Origin of the sequence: Neobacillus sp. YX16, from assembly GCF_030123505.1 — a bacterium.
In the GTDB taxonomy this organism is placed as follows: Bacteria; Bacillota; Bacilli; order Bacillales; family Cytobacillaceae; genus Neobacillus.
In genome coordinates this window covers 5,824,104-5,844,274 of record NZ_CP126115.1, presented here as the reverse complement: position 1 = coordinate 5,844,274, position 20,171 = coordinate 5,824,104, and the positions used below count along the sequence as shown (strand labels likewise).

20 protein-coding genes are annotated in these 20,171 nt (G+C 36.6%); 14 read left to right on the top strand and 6 right to left on the bottom strand.

Features of this window, described 5'->3' with window-relative positions; all coding sequences use genetic code 11:
• Positions 1–337: 337 nt before the first annotated feature.
• A complete protein-coding gene (locus tag QNH48_RS28505; RefSeq protein ID WP_283953004.1) occupies positions 338–1,246 on the top strand; it encodes an aldose 1-epimerase family protein in 909 nt (302 codons plus the stop codon).
• A gap of 96 nt (positions 1,247–1,342) precedes the next feature.
• Here QNH48_RS28505 and QNH48_RS28500 read toward each other — a convergent pair whose 3' ends face one another.
• Positions 1,343–2,230: a sulfite exporter TauE/SafE family protein gene (locus QNH48_RS28500; RefSeq protein WP_283953003.1), complete on the bottom strand. Its 888-nt coding sequence runs from the start codon at positions 2,228–2,230 to the stop codon at positions 1,343–1,345.
• Positions 2,231–2,692: 462 nt separating this feature from the next.
• On the opposite strand from QNH48_RS28500, the gene QNH48_RS28495 reads away from it, so the two are divergent.
• Positions 2,693–3,928, top strand: a complete 1,236-nt coding sequence (locus tag QNH48_RS28495; RefSeq protein ID WP_283953002.1) for an alkaline phosphatase — start codon at positions 2,693–2,695, stop codon at positions 3,926–3,928.
• 205 nt (positions 3,929–4,133) lie between these two features.
• On the opposite strand, the gene QNH48_RS28490 is transcribed toward QNH48_RS28495, so the two are convergent.
• The 3 genes from QNH48_RS28490 to QNH48_RS28480 form a co-directional block, all read right to left on the bottom strand.
• Positions 4,134–4,535, bottom strand: a complete 402-nt coding sequence (locus QNH48_RS28490; protein WP_283953001.1) for a zinc-ribbon domain-containing protein — start codon at positions 4,533–4,535, stop codon at positions 4,134–4,136.
• A gap of 142 nt (positions 4,536–4,677) precedes the next feature.
• Positions 4,678–5,016, bottom strand: coding sequence for a zinc-ribbon domain-containing protein (locus QNH48_RS28485; RefSeq protein WP_283953000.1), 339 nt, complete (start codon positions 5,014–5,016; stop codon positions 4,678–4,680).
• A gap of 17 nt (positions 5,017–5,033) precedes the next feature.
• Positions 5,034–5,408: a zinc-ribbon domain-containing protein gene (locus QNH48_RS28480; protein WP_283952999.1), complete on the bottom strand. Its 375-nt coding sequence runs from the start codon at positions 5,406–5,408 to the stop codon at positions 5,034–5,036.
• Positions 5,409–5,886: 478 nt separating this feature from the next.
• Here QNH48_RS28480 and QNH48_RS28475 point away from each other — a divergent pair, with 478 nt between their 5' ends.
• From QNH48_RS28475 to QNH48_RS28460, 4 genes are all read left to right on the top strand, one after another.
• On the top strand, positions 5,887–6,777 hold the full coding sequence (locus QNH48_RS28475) for a glycoside hydrolase family 16 protein (RefSeq protein ID WP_283952998.1): 891 nt from the start codon (positions 5,887–5,889) through the stop codon (positions 6,775–6,777).
• 126 nt (positions 6,778–6,903) lie between these two features.
• Positions 6,904–8,274, top strand: coding sequence for a glycosyltransferase family 2 protein (locus QNH48_RS28470; protein WP_283952997.1), 1,371 nt, complete (start codon positions 6,904–6,906; stop codon positions 8,272–8,274).
• Positions 8,275–8,278: 4 nt separating this feature from the next.
• Positions 8,279–9,196 (top strand): polysaccharide deacetylase family protein, encoded by a 918-nt coding sequence (locus QNH48_RS28465; RefSeq protein ID WP_283952996.1) that lies wholly within the window; start codon positions 8,279–8,281, stop codon positions 9,194–9,196.
• Positions 9,197–9,882: 686 nt separating this feature from the next.
• Positions 9,883–10,029, top strand: coding sequence for a hypothetical protein (locus tag QNH48_RS28460; RefSeq protein WP_283952995.1), 147 nt, complete (start codon positions 9,883–9,885; stop codon positions 10,027–10,029).
• A gap of 411 nt (positions 10,030–10,440) precedes the next feature.
• Here the strand turns inward: QNH48_RS28460 and QNH48_RS28455 are convergent, their stop codons facing one another.
• Entirely contained in the window at positions 10,441–11,556 is a 1,116-nt protein-coding gene (locus QNH48_RS28455; protein ID WP_283952994.1) for a signal peptidase I, read from the bottom strand.
• A gap of 277 nt (positions 11,557–11,833) precedes the next feature.
• Between QNH48_RS28455 and QNH48_RS28450 the strand changes: the two genes are divergently transcribed.
• The 8 genes from QNH48_RS28450 (at position 11,834) to QNH48_RS28415 (ending at position 19,719) form a co-directional block, all read left to right on the top strand.
• Positions 11,834–12,436: a hypothetical protein gene (locus tag QNH48_RS28450; RefSeq protein WP_283952993.1), complete on the top strand. Its 603-nt coding sequence runs from the start codon at positions 11,834–11,836 to the stop codon at positions 12,434–12,436.
• 221 nt (positions 12,437–12,657) lie between these two features.
• Positions 12,658–13,104 carry a hypothetical protein gene (locus QNH48_RS28445; RefSeq protein WP_283952992.1) on the top strand — a complete coding sequence of 149 codons (447 nt, stop codon included), beginning with the start codon at positions 12,658–12,660 and terminating at the stop codon, positions 13,102–13,104.
• A 27-nt stretch (positions 13,105–13,131) separates the two neighbouring features.
• Positions 13,132–14,238 (top strand): DUF5305 family protein, encoded by a 1,107-nt coding sequence (locus QNH48_RS28440; RefSeq protein WP_283952991.1) that lies wholly within the window; start codon positions 13,132–13,134, stop codon positions 14,236–14,238.
• Positions 14,231–15,934 (top strand): sensor histidine kinase, encoded by a 1,704-nt coding sequence (locus tag QNH48_RS28435; RefSeq protein WP_283952990.1) that lies wholly within the window; start codon positions 14,231–14,233, stop codon positions 15,932–15,934. The genes QNH48_RS28440 and QNH48_RS28435 overlap by 8 nt, the downstream gene beginning before the upstream one ends.
• Positions 15,931–16,575: a response regulator gene (locus QNH48_RS28430; RefSeq protein WP_283952989.1), complete on the top strand. Its 645-nt coding sequence runs from the start codon at positions 15,931–15,933 to the stop codon at positions 16,573–16,575. The genes QNH48_RS28435 and QNH48_RS28430 overlap by 4 nt, the downstream gene beginning before the upstream one ends.
• A 246-nt stretch (positions 16,576–16,821) precedes the next feature.
• A complete protein-coding gene (gene galE, locus QNH48_RS28425) occupies positions 16,822–17,826 on the top strand; it encodes a UDP-glucose 4-epimerase GalE (protein WP_283952988.1) in 1,005 nt (334 codons plus the stop codon).
• Positions 17,827–18,471: 645 nt separating this feature from the next.
• Positions 18,472–19,158, top strand: coding sequence for a class I SAM-dependent methyltransferase (locus QNH48_RS28420; protein WP_283952987.1), 687 nt, complete (start codon positions 18,472–18,474; stop codon positions 19,156–19,158).
• Between the two features lie 318 nt (positions 19,159–19,476).
• Positions 19,477–19,719: a hypothetical protein gene (locus tag QNH48_RS28415; RefSeq protein ID WP_283952986.1), complete on the top strand. Its 243-nt coding sequence runs from the start codon at positions 19,477–19,479 to the stop codon at positions 19,717–19,719.
• Between the two features lie 283 nt (positions 19,720–20,002).
• Here QNH48_RS28415 and QNH48_RS28410 read toward each other — a convergent pair whose 3' ends face one another.
• Positions 20,003–20,170 carry a hypothetical protein gene (locus tag QNH48_RS28410; RefSeq protein WP_283952985.1) on the bottom strand — a complete coding sequence of 56 codons (168 nt, stop codon included), beginning with the start codon at positions 20,168–20,170 and terminating at the stop codon, positions 20,003–20,005.
• Position 20,171 lies beyond the last annotated feature (1 nt).

Sequence of the window (20,171 nt, the reverse complement as noted above, 5' to 3'; positions counted from 1 at the left end):
CCCTCTATATATGGAATTAGGGGGTAAAAGGACAGGGTGATTTGTGGAAAGTTGTTACAAAATTGTGTACTTCAGTTTACTTTTCTGCTCCTCCTCTTGAATTCCTGTGCACTGTCACTCCTCAGATTATTATTTAGGATTGATAGCTTTTGTGATAACTAATTCAGTGATAATAGTATAGGAGCATTTCATCCTGCCAAACGAATCAGGAATATAGCTTAGCTGGACATGCAGAATTTATTGTGTAACATGGTTAGATAGCATATGTTTCATGCTTTAATAAAAGATTTTGTTAAAAGGATTTATGCCGGTCTCATGAGGATAAGATGAATATGAAATGCCAGAACAAAGAGATGAGGGAAAAATGATGATTGTTATTGAAAATGATTGGTTGAAGGTTCATATTGTCAGACACGGAGCAGAAGTACGTAAAGTGACGAATAAGAAAAATGCGCTGGATTATATGTGGACAGGGGATGAGGCATATTGGGGACGAGTCTCACCTGTCTTATTTCCGATTGTGGGAAGGTTAAAGGAAGACCAATATCAACTGGATGGTCAGACCTACAAGATGTCGCAGCATGGCTTTCTGCGTGACGTTAAATTCGATGTGGCAGAGCAGACATCAACAACGGTTTCTTTTGTGTTTGAGTCTCTTGGCTCCTTCGTTCATGTTTATCGTTACGAATTTAAAGCGATGATTCGATATAGTCTCAATGAGGACTCGCTGATTGTTCAATGGCAAATCCTGAATGAAAACAAGGAAGAGATGTATTTTTCCATTGGTGCACATCCTGCATTTAAGGTTCCACTAGTAGAAAATGAACCCATTGAAGATTACCATTTGCACTTTACACCTGCGGTAAATAAGAATGTGATGGAATATGAGTTAAAGAATTCCTTCATTCATGAGAAAGGGACAGCTAATGAACTTTCAACGATTCCACTCACAAACTCTCTATTTGCTCGTGATGCTCTTATTTACAGCAATATCGATAAAGTCACATTGGTATCTAATCAGTCGCGTCATGGTGTAGAAGTAATGTTTCAAGGTTTTCCGTTTGTTGGGATTTGGTCAAAATACATGGAAACAGATGGGACGATAGCTCCGTTTGTTTGCATCGAGCCTTGGTATGGCATAGCTGATACATATGATACAACAGGAAACTTAAAGGAGAAGTTTGGTGTGAATAAGCTTGGAGTAGGAGAAACCTTCCAAGCTGAATATATAATGAAGTTTCATTAAAGGGAGCCTGGGGGACGGTTCTCGTGGTCATCGCTAAAATAAAAAGACCAGGAGAACCGTCCCCATGTACTAAAAAAATAAAACCCCTAGCTATCGCTAGGGGGATACTCGCTGATTAACAGCTATAGACCGTTTCCGATTCTTCACTTGATAGATGATAGCAACCATCCATATTACAATAATGAAAACGTACGTTAAAGCAGCCAAAGAAACTGGTAATGAGACTGATTTAATAATTGTCATTGAATTGGTAAGGATAATAAATCCTCCTACAAGTACCCCTAGCATATAGGAAGGAACGATTCTTACAAGCCAAGCCGCTATAGGTGCTGCAATCACTCCGCCAATCATAAACGCTATGACCCATTGCCATTGGTACTGTTCCACTCCTAGAAACAGGATGAATCCTAATGTCGCTGATACAGCAATGGCAAATTCACTGGTATCTACCGTTCCAATCACTTTTTTAGGAGAAATTCCATTTTTGGCAATTAAAACAGGAGCGGTGATTGGCCCCCATCCTCCGCCTCCAACCGCATCAAAGAAGCCGCCAACAATACCTAGTGGAGTTAAGAATTTACTTGAAAAGGTTGACCCCTGATTCTTAGATGGTAAATGGTTGAAAAATAGAAATCGGATTAGAATGTAAAACCCTAAAAGTATTAAAAAAACAGAGATAAACGGTTTGATCTTATCCCCTGGCAAACTGCTAAGAAAAGCCGCCCCTATAAAAGCACTAATCGCACCAGGGATGGTTAGTTTCCATAAAATCCTTTTATCTACATTTTTAAACCAAAGATGTGAAGCACCAGATGCTGCAGTTGTGGCGATTTCAGCCATATGAATGGAAGCTGAGGCAGCAGCAGGTGCGATTCCGAACATTAACAGTAATGAGGAGGATGTTGCTCCAAATCCCATTCCCAAAGAACCATCGATTAACTGTGCGATAAAACCAATTAATGAAAAAATAATTAATTTATTCAAATTCATCACTCCTCAAAACCAAGTAATCTTATGTGGATTATATGTTATGTTGGAAAATTTGTAAATGTTTATTTTTTAGAAAATTTTATTAATTATAAGAAGTGTTTTTACTAAGGCTGGCCTAGATACAAAAGGGCGGGAAATCATGGATGTTGTGAATGCGGAGTTAGAAAGATTTGCTGAGGAGACAGGTTGTTTTTTTCTCGTCTGGGTGTGGAATTCACTGAGATTATTGAGAATTTTTTGAGTTTTTGTAAAGTAATTGTCTTTCATGAAAAAGTACTCTTTTTCTGTGTTATAACTGAGAAAAGTCCGTCAGAACCGTCCCCATGTACACGTGATGAAACTGAAATACCAAACAAAATGTGAAAGGTGCTGTTTTATTTGTTACATTCCACCGTTCAGTTAAGTGATTTAAGTCTAAATACATTGCCTTCCATGTTAAACCATCCGTTCAATAGAATGAAGAAAGTAAAAAATATTATCTTATTAATAGGGGATGGGATGGGTTTTTCGTACACGACAGGTCTTCGTTATTTTAATCATGACTCCCGACTGGGGCTGATGAATCCTACTTTATTTGATCAATACTTTGTCGGCACACAATCCACCTACTCATTGGACGCAGAAAGTAACATTACAGACTCGGCTGCAGCAGGTACTGCTTTAGCAACAGGCTATAAAACCTATAATGGTGCCCTTGGATTGAATAGTGAAAAACAGGCGGTTCCGAGTATTTTAGAATATGCCAAATTTCGTGGCAAATCTACTGGGCTAGTGGGAACAAGTCAGATCAATCATGCTACACTTGCAGCGTTTGCCACACACCATGAATCACGGGAGAAATATAATGAAATTGCTGATGATTATCTGGATGAACGAATTGATGGAAAGCACAAAATAGATGTCATGTTAGGGGGAGGGACCTCCTACTTCTCTAGAAATGACCGTAATTTAGTTGAAGAGTTTATAAAAAATGGTTTTGGTTTTGCTACGAATTCAATCGAACTTTTAGCAGATCGGAACGAGAAATTGTTAGGATTATTTGCACCAATGGAACTTCCAAAACACCTCGATCGCTATGCAACAACGGTACCTTCTCTTTCGCAAATGACCAATGCTGCACTTACCCGCTTGCAGCAAAACCAAAATGGTTTTTTTCTTTTGGTAGAGGGAAGCCAAATTGATTGGGCGGGGCATGACAATGATATCGTTGGAGCCATGAGCGAGCTTAAAGACTTTGAAGCAGCGTTTCATGTGGCCATACAATTTGCAAGAAAACGGGAGGATACCATCGTGATTGCAACAGCAGATCACTCCACTGGCGGAATGAGTATCGATCGAAATGTTAATTATAAATGGAATCCATCGATAATCAGATCCGTCAAATCAACCCCTTCTGTGATTGCAGCAGACTTGCATGAAACAAAAGAATTATCAAAAATCACACGTCACATGCACCTATCTCTTCATCTAGAAGACTTGAAAACCATCCAATCTACATTAGAAATGGAAGTAGAAGATACCAGACAGGCCCTCATTGACATTATCAATGACTATTCCAGTACAGGCTGGACGACAAAAGGTCATACCGGTGAGGATGTCCCCATCTACGCATATGGCTTGAATAGACATATGTTTAGTGGAAGAATGGAAAATAGTGATATCGCTAGGCTTCTGTTTGAAATGATTGATTAAGATATTTTCCAGGGTTTCCATGGGGACGGTTCTGGTGGTCATCATAAAAATATAAAAGCCAGGAGAGCCGTCCCAATTGTAATTCATTGTAATTAACTTATGATAAAAAAAGTTATCATCTGCTATTTTTATAACACTCCCTATAACCTCGCCCACTGTTTCGACTGTAGATATGCGCTTCCCATTCGTGTCCTTTTTTGCAAATCTACCAGACTTTCTTATCTGCTCCTGGTGTTACTAGATCTAATATTAAAGATTTGTTTTTAGTTGGATGCCACTCTCCGGCTAAGGCTGGATTGATTGTAGCTATGGAAGTTACCAGTGTAGCTTTTTGACCAGCACAAACGGGACTCCCATGACATTTAATTCTTGTATAAACTGGGGCTTGCCAAGATTGGTCGTATTTACATCTCCACCATATGTATAAGTGAGAAGATGAAGGTACGTGCTCAGGGAGTAATGCGCCATTCTTGGTTAGATCCCATTCCACTGCTAACTCCGGATTATTTTCTAATAGACTATTTTTACGATTTACAGGTGGTAACAGGTTTAGAATGTTGAGCTTATCCTTTTTTATATCAATGTTTTTGAGTGTTTCAAGTTTCATTAAATGTTCTTGTGAGAGCTCAAAGTTTGTCCCAATATAGTTTTTTAAATTTAATACACAACTTTTTAATGAAGTGTCATCTTTATGTTGGTATTCAATTACTTTTACTATAGGACTTACCTGTAGGGGTGGTAACCCATTTTCACGAATTCTGACAAGATTGATAGATTAATTGATGGAATATATAAATATCCACCGCACTATTTTTAAAGAAGCTAAAATTGTGATCTAACTTTGTATCAGGGAATATGCGGCTTAGATAATAATATAAACAAAGTTCTGGAAATGATATTTTAAATCCTTTTTTACATTTTGGACATCCCGTACCAGTAACCCTATGGTTTGGTGTTGTTTCCCACTCATGTCCTCTATCACAAATCCACCAATATTTTTTATTTGAATAAGCATGTATTTCAAATGGAGATAAATTACCATTTTTTTTAGGGTGCCATTCTTTTGAAATCTCTCGAGCAATAGTCATGAGACAATTTTCCTTAGTTACGACCTTTCCAGCACACTTTGGACAACCATTACCATTTTTCGATTGCTAATAGTTGATTCCCATTCGTAGGAACAAACTATACAGCACCACCATCCTTTTTTTGTTGACCCTGGAGTGATGTCATTTGGAGTAAGTGGTTTATTAAGGTATGTATGCCACTCTTCACTAAGTACAGGATAAAGAATGGCTAATGTTTCGGTTATTTTTCCCGCACAAATGGGAAAGCCGGATCTAGTTCTAGTATTTGGGGAGGCATTCCAAATATGATTAGAGTTTGATGGGCATCTCCACCAAAATTCCTTATTTGATTTTGGAAATACTTTGTCTGGTGTGATCTGTCCATTTAAATCTTCATGCCATTGATTTGCCATCTCCGGGTATAAATAAGAAAGCTTTTTTCTATAGTTGGTAACTTAGGCATTTTCCCACTCCTTTTAAATTGGTATAGGTAAATATTCAATTAAATGAGGTAGATTTCCTTTTCTACTAATCTTTTTTAATTGCACACATTAGGGACGGTTTTGCTGGCTTTTTTTCTTCCTGTTTCTTAGTAAATAAGAATTATCAATTATGGTAGCGATGACGAAAAATGTAGGAAGAATTAATCATTGGACTGTTCAGCTGGGGAAGATCTCGTAAGAACCATCCCTATGACACATGAATATTCTCCTTACGAACATCATATATATTACCGACTTCTATAAAAGCTATAAAAAAGGTTGACTTATTAATCTATTATCTAAAATATTGGATTTTTGTTATTTTTTGTATTATATAATAAATAGGTTGTTCTTTATGTAGAATGATATATGCGTTAAAACAAATATCCTTGGAGAAAGAAGCCGATTTATGAAAATATTTTATAAATTTCTTTTTATCCTTTTATCACTTCTGATTTTATCCCTAGTCTATATCCACTATCCTTCTACTACAAAAGACGATATCACCATACAACGAAAAGAAGCTCCGATTACTAAAGATATTATCGAAACAAATCTGCCAAGGATTGATGAAGGTGATTGTGTGGAGGAGGCTATTAACAAGGAAACGAACGCTAATCAAAACGGGTGGGTTTTAATTTGGCAAGATGAATTCGAAAACAACTGCCTAGATTCCAGCAAGTGGAATGTAGAAGATTGGGCTGCTGAGAAAAATAATGAACTCCAATACTACTCGCCCAAAAATGTAAAAGTCGAAGATGGAGTGTTAAAGTTAATCAGCAAAAAGGAACAATTTAAAGGTAAGGATTACACATCTGGGGCTGTCTATACACAAGGGAAATTTGACTTTTTATATGGAAAAGCAGAAATGAGGGCTAAGCTTCCTGCTGGTCAAGGGATGTTTCCAGCATTTTGGATGATGACAGATAAGGAAAACACGTGGCTTCCAGAAATCGACATTATGGAAATGCTTGGTCACCTGCCTGATCAAGTTTGGATGGTTTCGCATTGGCTAGGGGAGGACGGAAAGTTAAAAAGTGTTTCTGACACCTTTAAAGGTCCAGATTTCACCAAAGATTTTCATACTTTTGGTATCGTATGGACCCCAGATTCCATTACGTGGTTCATCGACGATCTGGAGAGATTCACAATAAGTAAGAATATTCCAAGTGAAAGTATGTATTTATACCTAAATACAGCGGTTGGAGGGAACTGGCCAGGATCTCCAGACCAAGCGACCGTATTTCCAGTCAGTTTTGAAATAGACTATGTAAGGGTTTATAAGGGAAATGGAGAGTGAGGGTAATATTTTTTGAACAGTTGGTTCGTTGTTTCTTACAATTGAATGTGAATTAAAGTACAAAAAATACCCAAATTTTTTATCATCCTTCACAAAATCCTTTCATTAAAGTTGGAGGAAGGTTTTATGATGTTAACAATCACAATGACTCTTTTCTGCCTATTTATTTTATTCCATACCCTCTATATTTTTATTCCCCTTTATACAAGCAGAGAGAAAATGAGAGATTATCCAACAATAGAAAAGGGAATTAGCATTTTGATTCCTGCCTATAACGAGACAATTGTCATTGAAAACTGTCTGATGGGTATTCTCAATGTCAATTACACTAATTTAGAGATTCTGTTTATCAATGACGGCTCTACCGATGACACCCTTGAAACTTTTCACAAACACCTTAAGCTTGCGAAAACATCAAGGCTTAAGGAGGGGGTGCTGAAATATGAAGAAGTAAGGGAAATTTACCAATCGCAAATCTATCCTTATATTTGGGTGATTGATAAAGAAAACGGTGGAAAGGCCGATGCACTTAATGCCGGAATAGACTTTGCCAAGAATGAAATCGTGATTACCTTAGATGCCGACAGTATTCTCGAGCCCAACTCATTAAATGAAATGAACCTAACGTTTACAGATGACTCTGTTGTAGCTGCAGGTGGATTGGTGAATATAGTGCAAGGATTTAAACGTAATGAACAGAAATTTGCCCCTAGTTTTAAACTGCCTGGCCTTATTCGCTATCAGGTCGTTCAATATTTGAGCGCGTTTTATTTACATAAAACCACCCAATCAAGGATTGGATCGATTACGGTCATAGCTGGGGCTTTCGGTGCTTTTCAAAGAAGTATACTAATTCAAGCAAAAGGCTACAGAAAAACGGTCGGTGAAGATATGGACATTACACTAAGGATACAAGAATTAATAGGGACCGTTTTGAAAGGGAAAAGGATTGTTTTTGTACCTGAAGCCGTTTGTTATACAGAATGTCCTGCAAGCTTTAAGAATTTATACAGGCAGCGAATACGTTGGCAAAAAGCGTTTGTAGACTGCGTCATTACCTACCGCAAGTCATTTTTTCGGAAAATGAATTTCAAAGTATCAACCTACTTATTAGTAGATTCATTTTTACTTGGAACTGTGTCCGCCTATCCAACCCTAATGGTTCCCGTCATCGTTATTGCCACAATGAACCATTTGAAACTATCCCTCATTCTACTACTCATGTCGATCGTATTAGCCATTATGCAAGATATCGCCACGTTATTAGTTTCCAGAAGATTTGGTCATCTTTATTGTTTTAGGGATTATATTTCGGTGCTTTTGTTTCTTCCAATTGAAGTCATCCTCTATCGAGTGACAGGCTTGTTTTTTGTAACGGTTGGGACCATTCTCTATTTCTTTGATAAAGATGGATGGAGCCGTTCAGAGAGAATTGGACAGCCAATTATGCTTGATATGGGGGTGAAAGCAGGCGTTAAAGATACACTCGGGGGGTAAGGAAATGAAAAAATACGCCATCTCCAATTTCTTATTTACCATGCTTTTCATAGTTATTTTCGGCCCTCTTTGTTATTTACTTTACGATTATGTTCTTAACTTCGCTCTGCCGCCTGCCGCAGCCAAACAGTCATTAAGTGATATGAACACAGATTTGATTTCTATTAACCGTGATTTCTCATCTTCTGAGAAATATGCTGACAAAGTACCAGTCCTCATGTATCACCAAATTATTCCGAAGGACCAGTTAAAGAAACAGCATTTTACAGAAGATGGCGAAATTAATGAAATGGTCGTGACACTCGAAGAGTTTACCGGGCAAATGAACTATTTGAAGGAACAAGATTATACGGTTTTATCGTTAAAAGAATTTGAAGGGTTTATGACCAACCAGAAAAAGGTTCCAGCCAAAAGTGTCCTGATTACATTTGATGACGGATTTAAAAATGTGTTTGAATTTGCTTATCCTGTTTTAAAAAAGCATGATTTTTATGCTGTTCATTTCATCATTACGGGACTCATTACAGATAGAACCGTTGATTATGACTCTGCCTTTCTCCAATATGCCAGTATTGCTGAATTGAAAGAAGCAAGTGATGTCTTTGATTATGGAAACCATACACACTCCTTCCACCATAGGAATGATGAGGGAGTGTCCTACGTAGAAGCCTATGATTGGGTGGACGTAAAAGAGAATCTTACCAAAGCAAATGAATGGTTAGGTCATTCAGAAGCCTTTGCAGCACCATATGGAGAGTACGATACCATCACGTTAGATATATTAAAAGAGTTGGAAATTAAAATAGCCTTTACCGTCCAGCCTGGTTACGCAGATCCATCTCAGCACATCCTGGAAATCCCTCGATTTGGAATCTATCCATTTTATACGATAGAGGATTTTAGGTACATTCTTGAACATTAGGGTGTTCCATGGGGACGGTTCTAATGGTTTTTTTGCGGAATGTGATCATTGAACCCTCCTTTGGCAGTCTTGATTTATTACAGCATCTTTCGATGCTTCACTTCAGTTTTATCTATAGATAGAAATAAGAGTTGGAAATCCCGTATGGGATTTCTTTAGGTTTTGCCTATTTACTTTGAGATGTTTATAAAGAGTGAAAACAGATTTCGGCAATTTTTTCAATAAAACTGGTCACGGAGCTTGTCTTTAAAGGAGTTAAGCCTTATTTAATCAATCGATTGTGTAAAAGCAATTAACAAGTTTATTGTAATTTTATGCAGTATTTTAGAGAATCCGATCATCTCATAGGATTTGGCTGGATAATTAATAAAATCCACCCTATTTACCGACAAATATTACGCAAGAACAAGAGAGAAAGCTATTAATAATGGAGTTTATATCACTTTTACACAAACGTTTGATTACCACTCCATTTTGGAAGAACCCGTTGTTAATTGTAGAAAGCCATTTTTATTGGGTTTTTTTGAGATATTCTAGAATAAAGTAAAACATTTCCTCGACAAGAGATTTTCTTGAAATGAGGATAAAGTGCGTTTTTCAAGAGGGTTTGTAGGACTTTTAATCAAACGATTAGTTGAGAAGAATTATAATATCTTTTTTTGTCGAGGGGCCAGGAGAAGTTTTAAGTGATATTACTAGATTACTGGGGGATATGGGAGAAAAATCAAACAGTATACCACGGCAGCAATCCGGATAGAAATCCAAATGTTATCTATGCTCATTCTACAAGGAACCGAGTGAAAGGTAGATGGCCTATTCTCTATAGTGTATAACATTAAAATAAATTTAAAGTTACGAAAGGGAAACATCAAAATGAAAAATGAAATTAACTTAGATAGTCCTTAATGAAAAGGGATTTGTAAGATTAGCAGGGAAGTTTGATTTCATGGTGTCGGTTCTGATGGCTTTTTTTATCTTCTGGGTTTTTAGTAATAAGAATTCATAATTTTGGTAGCAATCACGAAAAGTGTGATGGCAGCGATAATTTGGGTGATTCAATTGGAGATGAACCAGAAGAACCGTCCCCATGGAATTCCCATGGAATTACGATTTTATTATTAATGAAATAAAAAAGGTTTGACCTAAATAATTGGTCAAACCCTTATCTTTTTTGAATATTTATCTTACCATGTCCAATTGATGTCTAATCTAGAGTTAGTGCCTAGAGTTTAAGGGATATACCATCAGCCTTGAAAGATACTTTGTAATTTCCTTTTTTTCTTTCTAATTACTTTGAATGTTTTCCTTCTCATTTTTCCATCTATAAATGGATAAATCATTAGAGGCAAACCTGGGACAATGGATACAAAAGTTAACGCAAGCCAATAGCTTTTCTGAGCAAGGAAATAGATAATTGAAGCAGGTAAAAGTGGATAAAATAATCCCACCTTAATGGTTGCCTTGTACTTGCCCGGATTTTCTGCATTTACTGTGTATGTACTATTGATTTGCTGTCCTTTTGAAAGAGTGACTTTTTTATGACTCAATTCAATTTGCTTGTCATTAGAAGTAATAACTCCTATTAATGGAAAGATGCTTTCATTCTTTATCTCTGATAATGGTCGAGTAACGGAGTCGCCCACCTTGAGTATACCAACATCACTGCCCATTAATACTCCTTGGCTTTGTTCAGATACTTCATAAACTTGATTTAATGTATGACCAGAAGTGATCATTGTACCACCAACAATAATAGAAATCGATAATCCTCCGATAAAATAGATGAGATGCAGCTCCATTCCATTACTTTTATTATTCTTCTTGCGTTTTTGTCCAGGCATTAATTCACTAATAGCAATAATAATGCCAAGAATTAATGCAAAGCCAGGTAAAAGTAAAGGATTACTTTGATATTTTTCCATCCATAAGGATAAGTAACCTATTTTATTTAAAACAATTGGATTCTCGCCCATTTCAATTGCTCTTCCGGCAATCCATTTTCGCTCGATTGAGCCTGTATTATCTGATTCCTGATCTGAATATTTATTTGCATCGCCCTTGGTAATGAAGCCTTCCTCTGCATTTCCACCTATTACTCGATGAGCAATCCAACCTTTTGTAGCGAGACTTCCTTCTTCGGCTTTAAAAAATACAATATCTCCTTCATGGATCTCCTCATCTTGGTTAAGATTATCAATAATCACCATGTCGCCGCGTTCCCAAACTGGGTACATACTATTTGAACGAATGACTGTAAGAAGGACAGGTTTCTTGGTAATAGCTGAACCAACGGCGGCAATTAATGTACATAAAATAACAGAAGCTAGTAGTAAATTGAGAATTTTAGATATCGCTTTCATAGAATTCCTCCTCACCTTTCATTTTATTGTAAATAGCTATTAGAATAAGCCATCTAAAGTAGAATTCAGCTGGTACAAAAGTATACCTTTTTTTAACTAAAAGTAGCATGACAGGGGTTAAAAAAGAGACCATGGAACTAGCAAATAGTAGATTAGAAGAGTAGACAAACGTTCTTCAAAAAGCACACTTACGAGTGACGAATAGAAACTAATAACCACCTATACTTAGATTATCAACCAGGCTAACAAGCCGGAAAAATTAAAGGAGGATTTTAAAATGAAAATGAAAAAAGGATTATTATTGGTAGTGCTACTACTTGCTATGTCAAGTGTGATGGCAGCGATGTCTTACAACAAGGCAACTGTAACAAATGCTTCAGAATTGAAAATCGTTAACACGGATAAAGCGCTCGTAACTCTTCAAGCTGATGCACCTTGGTCATGGGAAAATAAAATTGGAGCAAAAGATAAGACAACTATTATGAAAGATGGCGAGCTTTTCTTCCAATTCGGTAAAGGTATTAATGGAGGTACTGGCGCAGCTGAATTCCACGGACTTCAACCTAACAGTGAATACCAATGGAACCATGTGTTTACTGTAAGAAACAAATCAGCTGAAACAGTAAAAGTAACAGTTCGTGCAACAGGTGATCTTGCAGATTATATTACTTTTGGTGTATCACACAACCCAAGAACCGGAAATGATCCTACTTGGGGAACAAAAGGACAAGCACTCGTATTTGATAACGTTACTCCAGAAGTAAATTCTGGACAAACAAACATTAGAAATGTTGCAGTGAAAATTAATATTCCAAGCGGAGTTAATGTTTCACCAAAAGACGTATTAGGATCAATTGTTGTTGAAACTGAAGCAAAATAAGAAATAAATTGATAAGGAAGAGTTAATGGGCAGCCATTATTCTTCCTTTTTTTATTTTTAACTTATTATTTATGAATTACTGAGTGACCATTTTTCGCTAAATGAAAAGAATAAGTTGTTCTTTATTAAGAAAAAAACCTATTGCTTTGTTCGTTACTGTTCGTTATAATTTAAGTGTGTTCAATATATCGAACAAAATAGAGTATAAGGTTGGGATTGTTTTGAAAATGAAGGCACTGTTAATTGGAGTGACAATCATTTTAGTCGTTTTTTTATCACAAAAGGTAACAAGCTATACAGAGGCTGTGGTTAAAAGTGATACTAGTATAAAAATAACAGATCCAGAAAATGCACTTATAGCGGCAATTGCAAAAAATAGTGTAATAGTTACTCCAGGGAAAACGAGTGAATTTTTAATAAACATATCTAATCGGGGCTCATCCTCTATCCAATTAGAAGGAGAAACGGTTACGATAGATGGATTTACTTATACATACGATGATACATCATTTAGGAATGGTGAAAATATGCCGTTCCTAGTAAAAGTAGAATCAAATTTCCAATCAAACAATACTCAACAATCTCAAACAGTTCAGCTCCCCCTCCACTTCAAATGGGAAACGGGAGAAGCGACAATCCCTGTAGATATCGAAATCGCTATTCAATAAAATAATAATAGAACGGAAGTGAAATATATGAAGAGGGCAAATGAGTCCAAGTTGAAGCGGTTGTTTTTATCGACGAAGGTTGCTATTTTAATAGGTTGTTTATTAATTGTTTCCTTATATGTTGCGGTTACGTCTTTCCTGCAGCCATCAAATCAAAGTCAAACAACAATTGAAAATACTCTCCAACAGAAAACAGCATTCTCCTATCTTGTTAACGTACAACCTAGTGAATTGTATCCGCAAGGAGGGCTCATTGAACCGGATTCTATTATTTTTGAGAAGGTTACGAAAGAGATTCTAACGACCATCCAAACATCGATTACATCAGAGCAAGACATCAAAGTAGAAGGAAGTTTTCACCCTATCCTCACGATTGAAGCAGGAGAGTTCTGGGAGAAGGAGATTCCTTTAAGCCAAAAGCAACCCTTCCAATTTGAAGGGAAAGAGTATAACTTAATAGATCATACTTTTTCTATCAATATTAATGAAATCAAGGAACTTATCAAACGAGTCGAAGATGAGATAATCGTTAGCCCGAATAACTATTTATTAAAAGTGAATCCAAATATAACCGGAACAATCTTGTATGAAGGGAGAGAGGTTCCTCTTAATGGGGGGGAAGAACTCGTTTTTGATTATGGTTATAACAAAATTCAATTGGCGAGTGAAAAGGAATATAAAACTGAAACCCCGTTCAAAAGTCAAAATACAATAGAGAATCCTTACAACTTACTAGGCTTTCCTGTGCCTGCTTTTCATGCAAAAGTGATTTCGATTATTGTTTCCATTTGTCTTATCATGTTCCTTCTTTTTCTATTAGAGCGTCTTAAAGAACGGAAATTGGCAGGGACTTCAGAAGCGCAAAAAATTGATAAAAAATATGCTTCCCGTTTGGTTACCGTTTCAAAGAAGTTCGATCTTATAAACAAATCAATTCTCATACTAGAATCATTTACTGCCTTGACTCAAGTGGCGGATGAAAAGGAACTTCCAATCTTTCGTTATGAAGATAAAAGTAAAGAGAAAATTGTCTATTTTATTATTGACCTCGATTACATCTTTAGCTTTGAAGCGAACAATGTGGTAGATACGAGTAGTAACACGCAAATTGGAAGTGACGTCTCCTATGGATAAAATCAGTGGCTTCTTATTAAATAAGCAGACTGGAAAATTAAAGTTAATCCTTTTATATCGTTATTTTTCTATGATCATTACATCCCTTTTCTACTTATTTGGACAACATTCTACATCAATGCTAATCAATGCTGGTGTTATAGGGTCACTTTTAATTGCGGCATTTCTGGTAAAAGATTTATTGATAAAAAATGAGGATCATCCAAGTGTCATAAGGTGGATTGTCATTGCAGAAACAGTCGGAATCACCTTACTGCTTTTACCAACGGGGGGAATTGAGAGTCCATTTATTTGGTATGCGATGAATCCCACTTTAATAGCGGCTAGTTATCTATCAGGAATGTTTTGCTGGGCCCTACTCGTTTCCTATATGACTGCGTCATTGTTATTATCGAATACTTTTTTTATGAATCAATCGGTTCGTTACATCGATATACTTAACCAGAATTCCTATTTATTTTTAGTGCTCATGTTGATCACGATTGTTTTTCAGCTTTTTGCGAAATTAACAAATGAACTCCATTTGCAGGCTGTTACATTGGAGGAGCAAGGAAAGGAATTACTTCAAACCAATAAAAAGCTTATATTAACAAATGAGAAATCAAATGAAGCGATGGAACATATCATGTCTCTTTATCAAACCGTTGAGTTTTTCAGTGCGCAGGATAATGTCAAAACGCTTGTGAAAACGGTACTGGATTTCACTGGAAGATTAACAAAAACCCCGGCTTCTTTTTGCTGGTTAACAGCTGGAAACCAATACGCGCCGTTATTTTCTAGTAAGAATGAAGTGATGTCTGCTGAGCTCCAAACGCTGCTTGTCAAAAGTTGGTCGGAAGTGAAAGAGCGTAAAAATCCTGTCAGGATTGAATTACATGGAAAAATGTTTCAGTTAATTACTGTTCACTCAACGAAATACCACGGTTTTATCGGGATTGAAAAATCGGATGAGTTTTTTGATTCTGATGGCAGGCTGCTAAAATTCCTTGCTGACCTTTGCTCGGTAATGCTTGAGAGATTCTATCTGAAGGAAGCATCCGACCAATTTTTAATCGTAGAGGAACAAAATCGGATTGCCAATGAAATCCATGATAGTGTTTCACAGCGTGTGTTTGGGCTTGTATTTGGATTACACTCCTTAAAGAAGAAACTAGAACTATTACCTAAAGATCAACTGATTGATGAGATCCAGTTCCTTTCAAATTCAGCTAGTATGGCCATGAAGGAATTACGTTCCTCTATTTATCAACTAAGTACAAAGAAGCAGGGAGAAACCTTATTATTTTCTAAAATTGAGGGGTTTTTGGGTGATGTCGCACAATTAAATGATGTTACAGTGGTGACGGACCTTCAGGGTGATGAAGAGATAATTGCATACAAGTTAAAAAATGCTATTTATCGAATCGTATGTGAAGCTTGTGGGAATGCGCTAAGGCATGGGAAGTGTAAGAATATTAAGGTTTCCGTGCATATCACAAATAATGAGCTAATATTATCCGTTGTTGATGATGGAAATGGGTTTGAACCATCAGCTAGATTGGCAGAAAAGAACATTGGGATTGGAATTGGAAATATGAAAAATCTCATTTACTCATTTGGAGGAAAAATCACCTTTACTAGTAAATTAAATCAAGGAACGAGAGTGGATATCGTTATTCCATTTGCGGCACAAAATCAGGAGGTAGTAGGACTATGAGGATAATCATCATTGATGACCATCCGTTGGTAAGAAGAGGATTGGTAGATGTTCTGTCAATAGAGGAGCAATTTACCTTTTCAGGGGAAGCAATGAATGTCGATGAATCACTCAAATTGATACAAAACGTAAACCCAGAGCTTGCATTAGTGGATCTGCGTCTAGGCAATGAATGGGGGCTTGATGTAGTCGAAAAGGCAAAATCCAATGGTTCTAAGTGTAAATTTGTATTATTAACATCAGCCGCTACAAAAGAGGATTTCCTAAAAGCAAAGGAAGCACATATTGATGGCTTCATAAATAAATCCGCATTACCTGAGGAGCTTTTATATGCCATTAAACTCGTTAGTCAGGGAAGGAAGTACTATGATCCCACTATCTTAGACCTTATGATGGAAACAAGCAACGAGGCTATAAATAATGACCGTTTCGTTGAACAATTAACACCTAAAGAAGTTGAAGTGTTGAAGTTGTTAGGTATGGGTTTAACGAACCGCCAAATTGCCAATGAATTATTTGTCACTGAATATACAGTCAAGAAACACGTCAGTCAGGTCTTAGCAAAACTTGAACTTACTGACCGGACACAAGCTGCGCTATATGCAAATACAATGGGGATTGCTAAGTTTGTTGTGAACTAAATTTGGTGCCTGTCACCACTTAACAGCGGTTTTTATTTGGAACTAGGTGTTTGACCATTTTCATGACAAATCTCATAATCTGGTAGACTTCTAAGGTCTTCTTAGCATTTATTTTGGGGGCTTTACTTTCAGAATTTATAGGTATATAATTCAAGAAAAATAATACAATTTTATCCAGTGAACCCCTGCTCCTGAGTAGAGGGTTCGATTTATGTATATCAATTGATAAAAAGGAGCTAAACAGCCATGAATATATTAGTAACCGGCGGTGCAGGATACATAGGCTCACATACCTGCGTTGCTTTGCTTGAGGCAGGACATTCCGTCATTATTGCAGATAATCTTTGCAATAGTAAGCGTGAGACTGTTGAAACAATTATGCAAATCACCAATAAAGAAGTTACTTTTTACGAAGTGGATGTAACGAATTCAGAAGCAGTAGATGTTCTTTTTCGAAATCATAAGATTGATGGGGTTATTCATTTTGCAGGTCTTAAAGCGGTCGGTGAGTCAGTAGAAAAGCCACTAGATTATTATTATAACAACATTGTAAGCACTATGGTACTTGCCAAAGCGTGTCTTACATATAGTGTGAATAAATTTGTCTTTAGTTCATCTGCCACAGTATATGGGGATAATGAAGTACCTTTTGTGGAGACCATGAGGCTCTTACCAACAACTAACCCTTACGGTGAAACAAAAGCAATGTGTGAGCGAATCTTAACGGATATAGCCAAAGCCAATCCTTCTTTCTCGGTATCACTCCTTCGATATTTCAATCCAGTCGGAGCCCATGAGAGTGGGTTAATTGGTGAAGCACCGAATGGAATCCCGAATAATCTTATGCCTTATGTAACCCAAGTGGCAAAAGGGAAACTTGAGAAGTTAAGAGTCTTCGGAAATGATTATCCAACGGCGGACGGTACAGGAGTTCGTGATTATATCCATGTGTTGGATTTAGCTGAGGGTCATGTAGTAGCACTAGAAAAACTAACGGAAGGTGTTCATGTTTATAACTTGGGGACCGGTCAAGGTACTAGTGTATTAGAATTAGTAAAAGCTTTTGAAGAAGCTAACGGTATAGAAGTACCTTATGAAATCGTTGCTCGCAGAGCTGGTGATATTGCTTCCTTCTATGCGGATGCTTCAAAAGCAAAGAGAGAACTAGGTTGGAGTGCAAAACGAGATATAATTGCTATGTGCCGGGATTCATGGCGGTTTGAGAGCAATAATAAGACAGAGGGTTTTTAAATTTAAGAGCACAGTTCTTTAACTGTGCTCTATCTCATATTAATACCTGCTATAGCAATATAGTAAAGGTGCTGTTTATTTAGATGCCAACTTTTTCTTCCTTTATAAGATCTGGTAAAGAAAAAAACAAATAAAAAGGTACTGTTACTTTGAATGGATTATCCTTACATTGATACTTCGCAAACAAAATTCTGTGTCCAACCTCCTGCATCCAAATAACGATAAATAGCCTACAATAAATGGTCAATAAATAAAGAACCAACAATACTATCGCACTCCGCTTGATAATCAACGTATCTTATATGTTAAATTTTGTATATATTTTAAAACCTTTACGGTCACCTTTTAGGTCGATTGTGGCTCAATTTTCGGCTCACAATGTTCGTATTGAGAATTAACTCGACAACCAAGATTTTATAGCGGTTTTATACAATGTCCTTCACATTAGTTGAAAGCTTTTCACAAATAACATCCACCAATCTTTTCTGTGTACCGACGATTCCATTATCATTTGGCTAATCAAAATCATATTGTTCCTTTTTTAATTTCTGCTCCCAAAGAAATCTTTTTCTTTACTTGTTTATTTATTCTCATGTTCGGACAATCTTTATATGTATAAATCCATCATGAGGAGAGACCACATCAATGAATAAACTTATCAAAGATATCATCGAATGGGACGTTAGAAATTGGAGCAAATCCCTTAATTACTGGTTAGAGGAAACCAGTTTAGAATTAACCGATAGAAACGCACTAGAAATTGGTAGTAGAAACGGTGGACTATCACTTTGGTTGGCGAAACAAGGTTGTAAAGTTACTTGTAGTGATGTAAATGGTCCCTCTGAAAAAGCCAGACAAATTCATCAAAAACATGGAATTGAACACTTAGTTCAATATAAAGGCATAGATGCTACTAACATTCCATACGAAAATGATGTATTTGATATTGTTGTATTTAAATCAGTTCTCGGAGGAATTGGGCACAACAATAACAAGGATGCTCAATTTAAAGCAATCAATGAAATATATCGTGTTTTAAAACCGGGTGGCGAACTCTTTTTTGCCGAAAATCTAGTTGCTTCCCCCTTCCATTCATTTTTAAGAAAGCATTTTATTAGTTGGGGTGAAAATTGGCGATATCTTTCTATTCCAGAAATTGAAGAATTTTTAAATCCTTTTAGCCATAAACACTATTTCTCTACAGGCTTCCTTGCAGCATTAGGTCGGAATGAAAAACAACGAGACATTTTAGGGAAAATCGATAATTTATGTATAAATAAAATTACACCAAGTAAATGGAAATACATTGTTGTAGGACTCGCGAAAAAATAAATGGTAGTCGTCTTTTCTTTCAAATATGACATAAAAGATAGTTGAATTTTCATCTATCTTGTTGCACTAAACTGACCTTAGTGCAGTAAGCATCGTTTCATAAACATGTATAAAAATAAGTGTTTATACATGTTTAACCTTAAGTAATGATTCATAAAGAATAATAAACATACTGCCTAAACTTACATCAGTTAATTGCCAGATTTGAACTGAGTTATGTCAAAGTTTATTTAAAAATTTCTTCTAGCAACGAACCCTTTAGTTTATGTATTTTACAAACAGGATCGTGTCGTAATCATCACCAACAGCTAACCTTATTTGAGTCGTATCATCACCTTCCATGCTTCCCACCAAGATTTAACTGAAATGGACGAAGCGCCAATGGCCAACAAGACGATGAATGAAATCTTAGAAAAAATCAAGGGAACATCTGAGATCGTTTCCTTTATCAAACCAGTTTATAACTTCAAGGCTAGTGAAAAATATATACCTGGGGTTCTAGAAGACAGGAAAACCACCCTACGCCGTCGCAAGCAAAAGGGTGGCTCAGATAAAATATGAACATTGACAACTACTACCCTGACGGTAGAAGCTGCATGGAGAAGTGTTACTAGCACTTTTTTTTTAGTATATGTCCATCATACAAAAAAATTATTCCAAATGAGAAGGTATTCCAGCTGTGGGCAGCTGGGGGGACGGTTCTAATGGCTTTTTTCTCTTCGGGTTTATAGTAAATAAGAATTCTCAGGTATGATAGCTGTTATGAAAGATGTAGTCGGCAGTCATCATTTGGCCGTTAAAATGGGAAAGAACCGTAAGAACCGTCCCGATGTCACTCTAGTAGTTAAACAGCCTTGTTTTTCTTATTCGTTTTCTTTTGACTGCGTGCTTCCTCACTTTTTGTACGGTAATTGGCAACTTTCTCTTTGATTATTTCAGTGTCTTGTTTTTTTGACAGCATCTTAATGATTAAATCTTCTACTTTATAACTAACGGTCCGGTAAATGCCCATT

Coding starts and splice junctions, on each gene's coding strand:
- QNH48_RS28505 (WP_283953004.1), top strand. CDS start 338: ATGCCAGAACAAAGAGATGAGGGAAAAATGATGATTGTTATTGAAAAT.
- QNH48_RS28495 (WP_283953002.1), top strand. CDS start 2,693: ATGAAGAAAGTAAAAAATATTATCTTATTAATAGGGGATGGGATGGGT.
- QNH48_RS28490 (WP_283953001.1), bottom strand. CDS start 4,535: ATGAAACTTGAAACACTCAAAAACATTGATATAAAAAAGGATAAGCTC.
- QNH48_RS28485 (WP_283953000.1), bottom strand. CDS start 5,016: ATGACTATTGCTCGAGAGATTTCAAAAGAATGGCACCCTAAAAAAAAT.
- QNH48_RS28480 (WP_283952999.1), bottom strand. CDS start 5,408: ATGGCAAATCAATGGCATGAAGATTTAAATGGACAGATCACACCAGAC.
- QNH48_RS28475 (WP_283952998.1), top strand. CDS start 5,887: ATGAAAATATTTTATAAATTTCTTTTTATCCTTTTATCACTTCTGATT.
- QNH48_RS28470 (WP_283952997.1), top strand. CDS start 6,904: ATGATGTTAACAATCACAATGACTCTTTTCTGCCTATTTATTTTATTC.
- QNH48_RS28465 (WP_283952996.1), top strand. CDS start 8,279: ATGAAAAAATACGCCATCTCCAATTTCTTATTTACCATGCTTTTCATA.
- QNH48_RS28455 (WP_283952994.1), bottom strand. CDS start 11,556: ATGAAAGCGATATCTAAAATTCTCAATTTACTACTAGCTTCTGTTATT.
- QNH48_RS28450 (WP_283952993.1), top strand. CDS start 11,834: ATGAAAATGAAAAAAGGATTATTATTGGTAGTGCTACTACTTGCTATG.
- QNH48_RS28440 (WP_283952991.1), top strand. CDS start 13,132: ATGAAGAGGGCAAATGAGTCCAAGTTGAAGCGGTTGTTTTTATCGACG.
- QNH48_RS28435 (WP_283952990.1), top strand. CDS start 14,231: ATGGATAAAATCAGTGGCTTCTTATTAAATAAGCAGACTGGAAAATTA.
- QNH48_RS28430 (WP_283952989.1), top strand. CDS start 15,931: ATGAGGATAATCATCATTGATGACCATCCGTTGGTAAGAAGAGGATTG.
- galE (WP_283952988.1), top strand. CDS start 16,822: ATGAATATATTAGTAACCGGCGGTGCAGGATACATAGGCTCACATACC.
- QNH48_RS28420 (WP_283952987.1), top strand. CDS start 18,472: ATGAATAAACTTATCAAAGATATCATCGAATGGGACGTTAGAAATTGG.
- QNH48_RS28410 (WP_283952985.1), bottom strand. CDS start 20,170: ATGGGCATTTACCGGACCGTTAGTTATAAAGTAGAAGATTTAATCATT.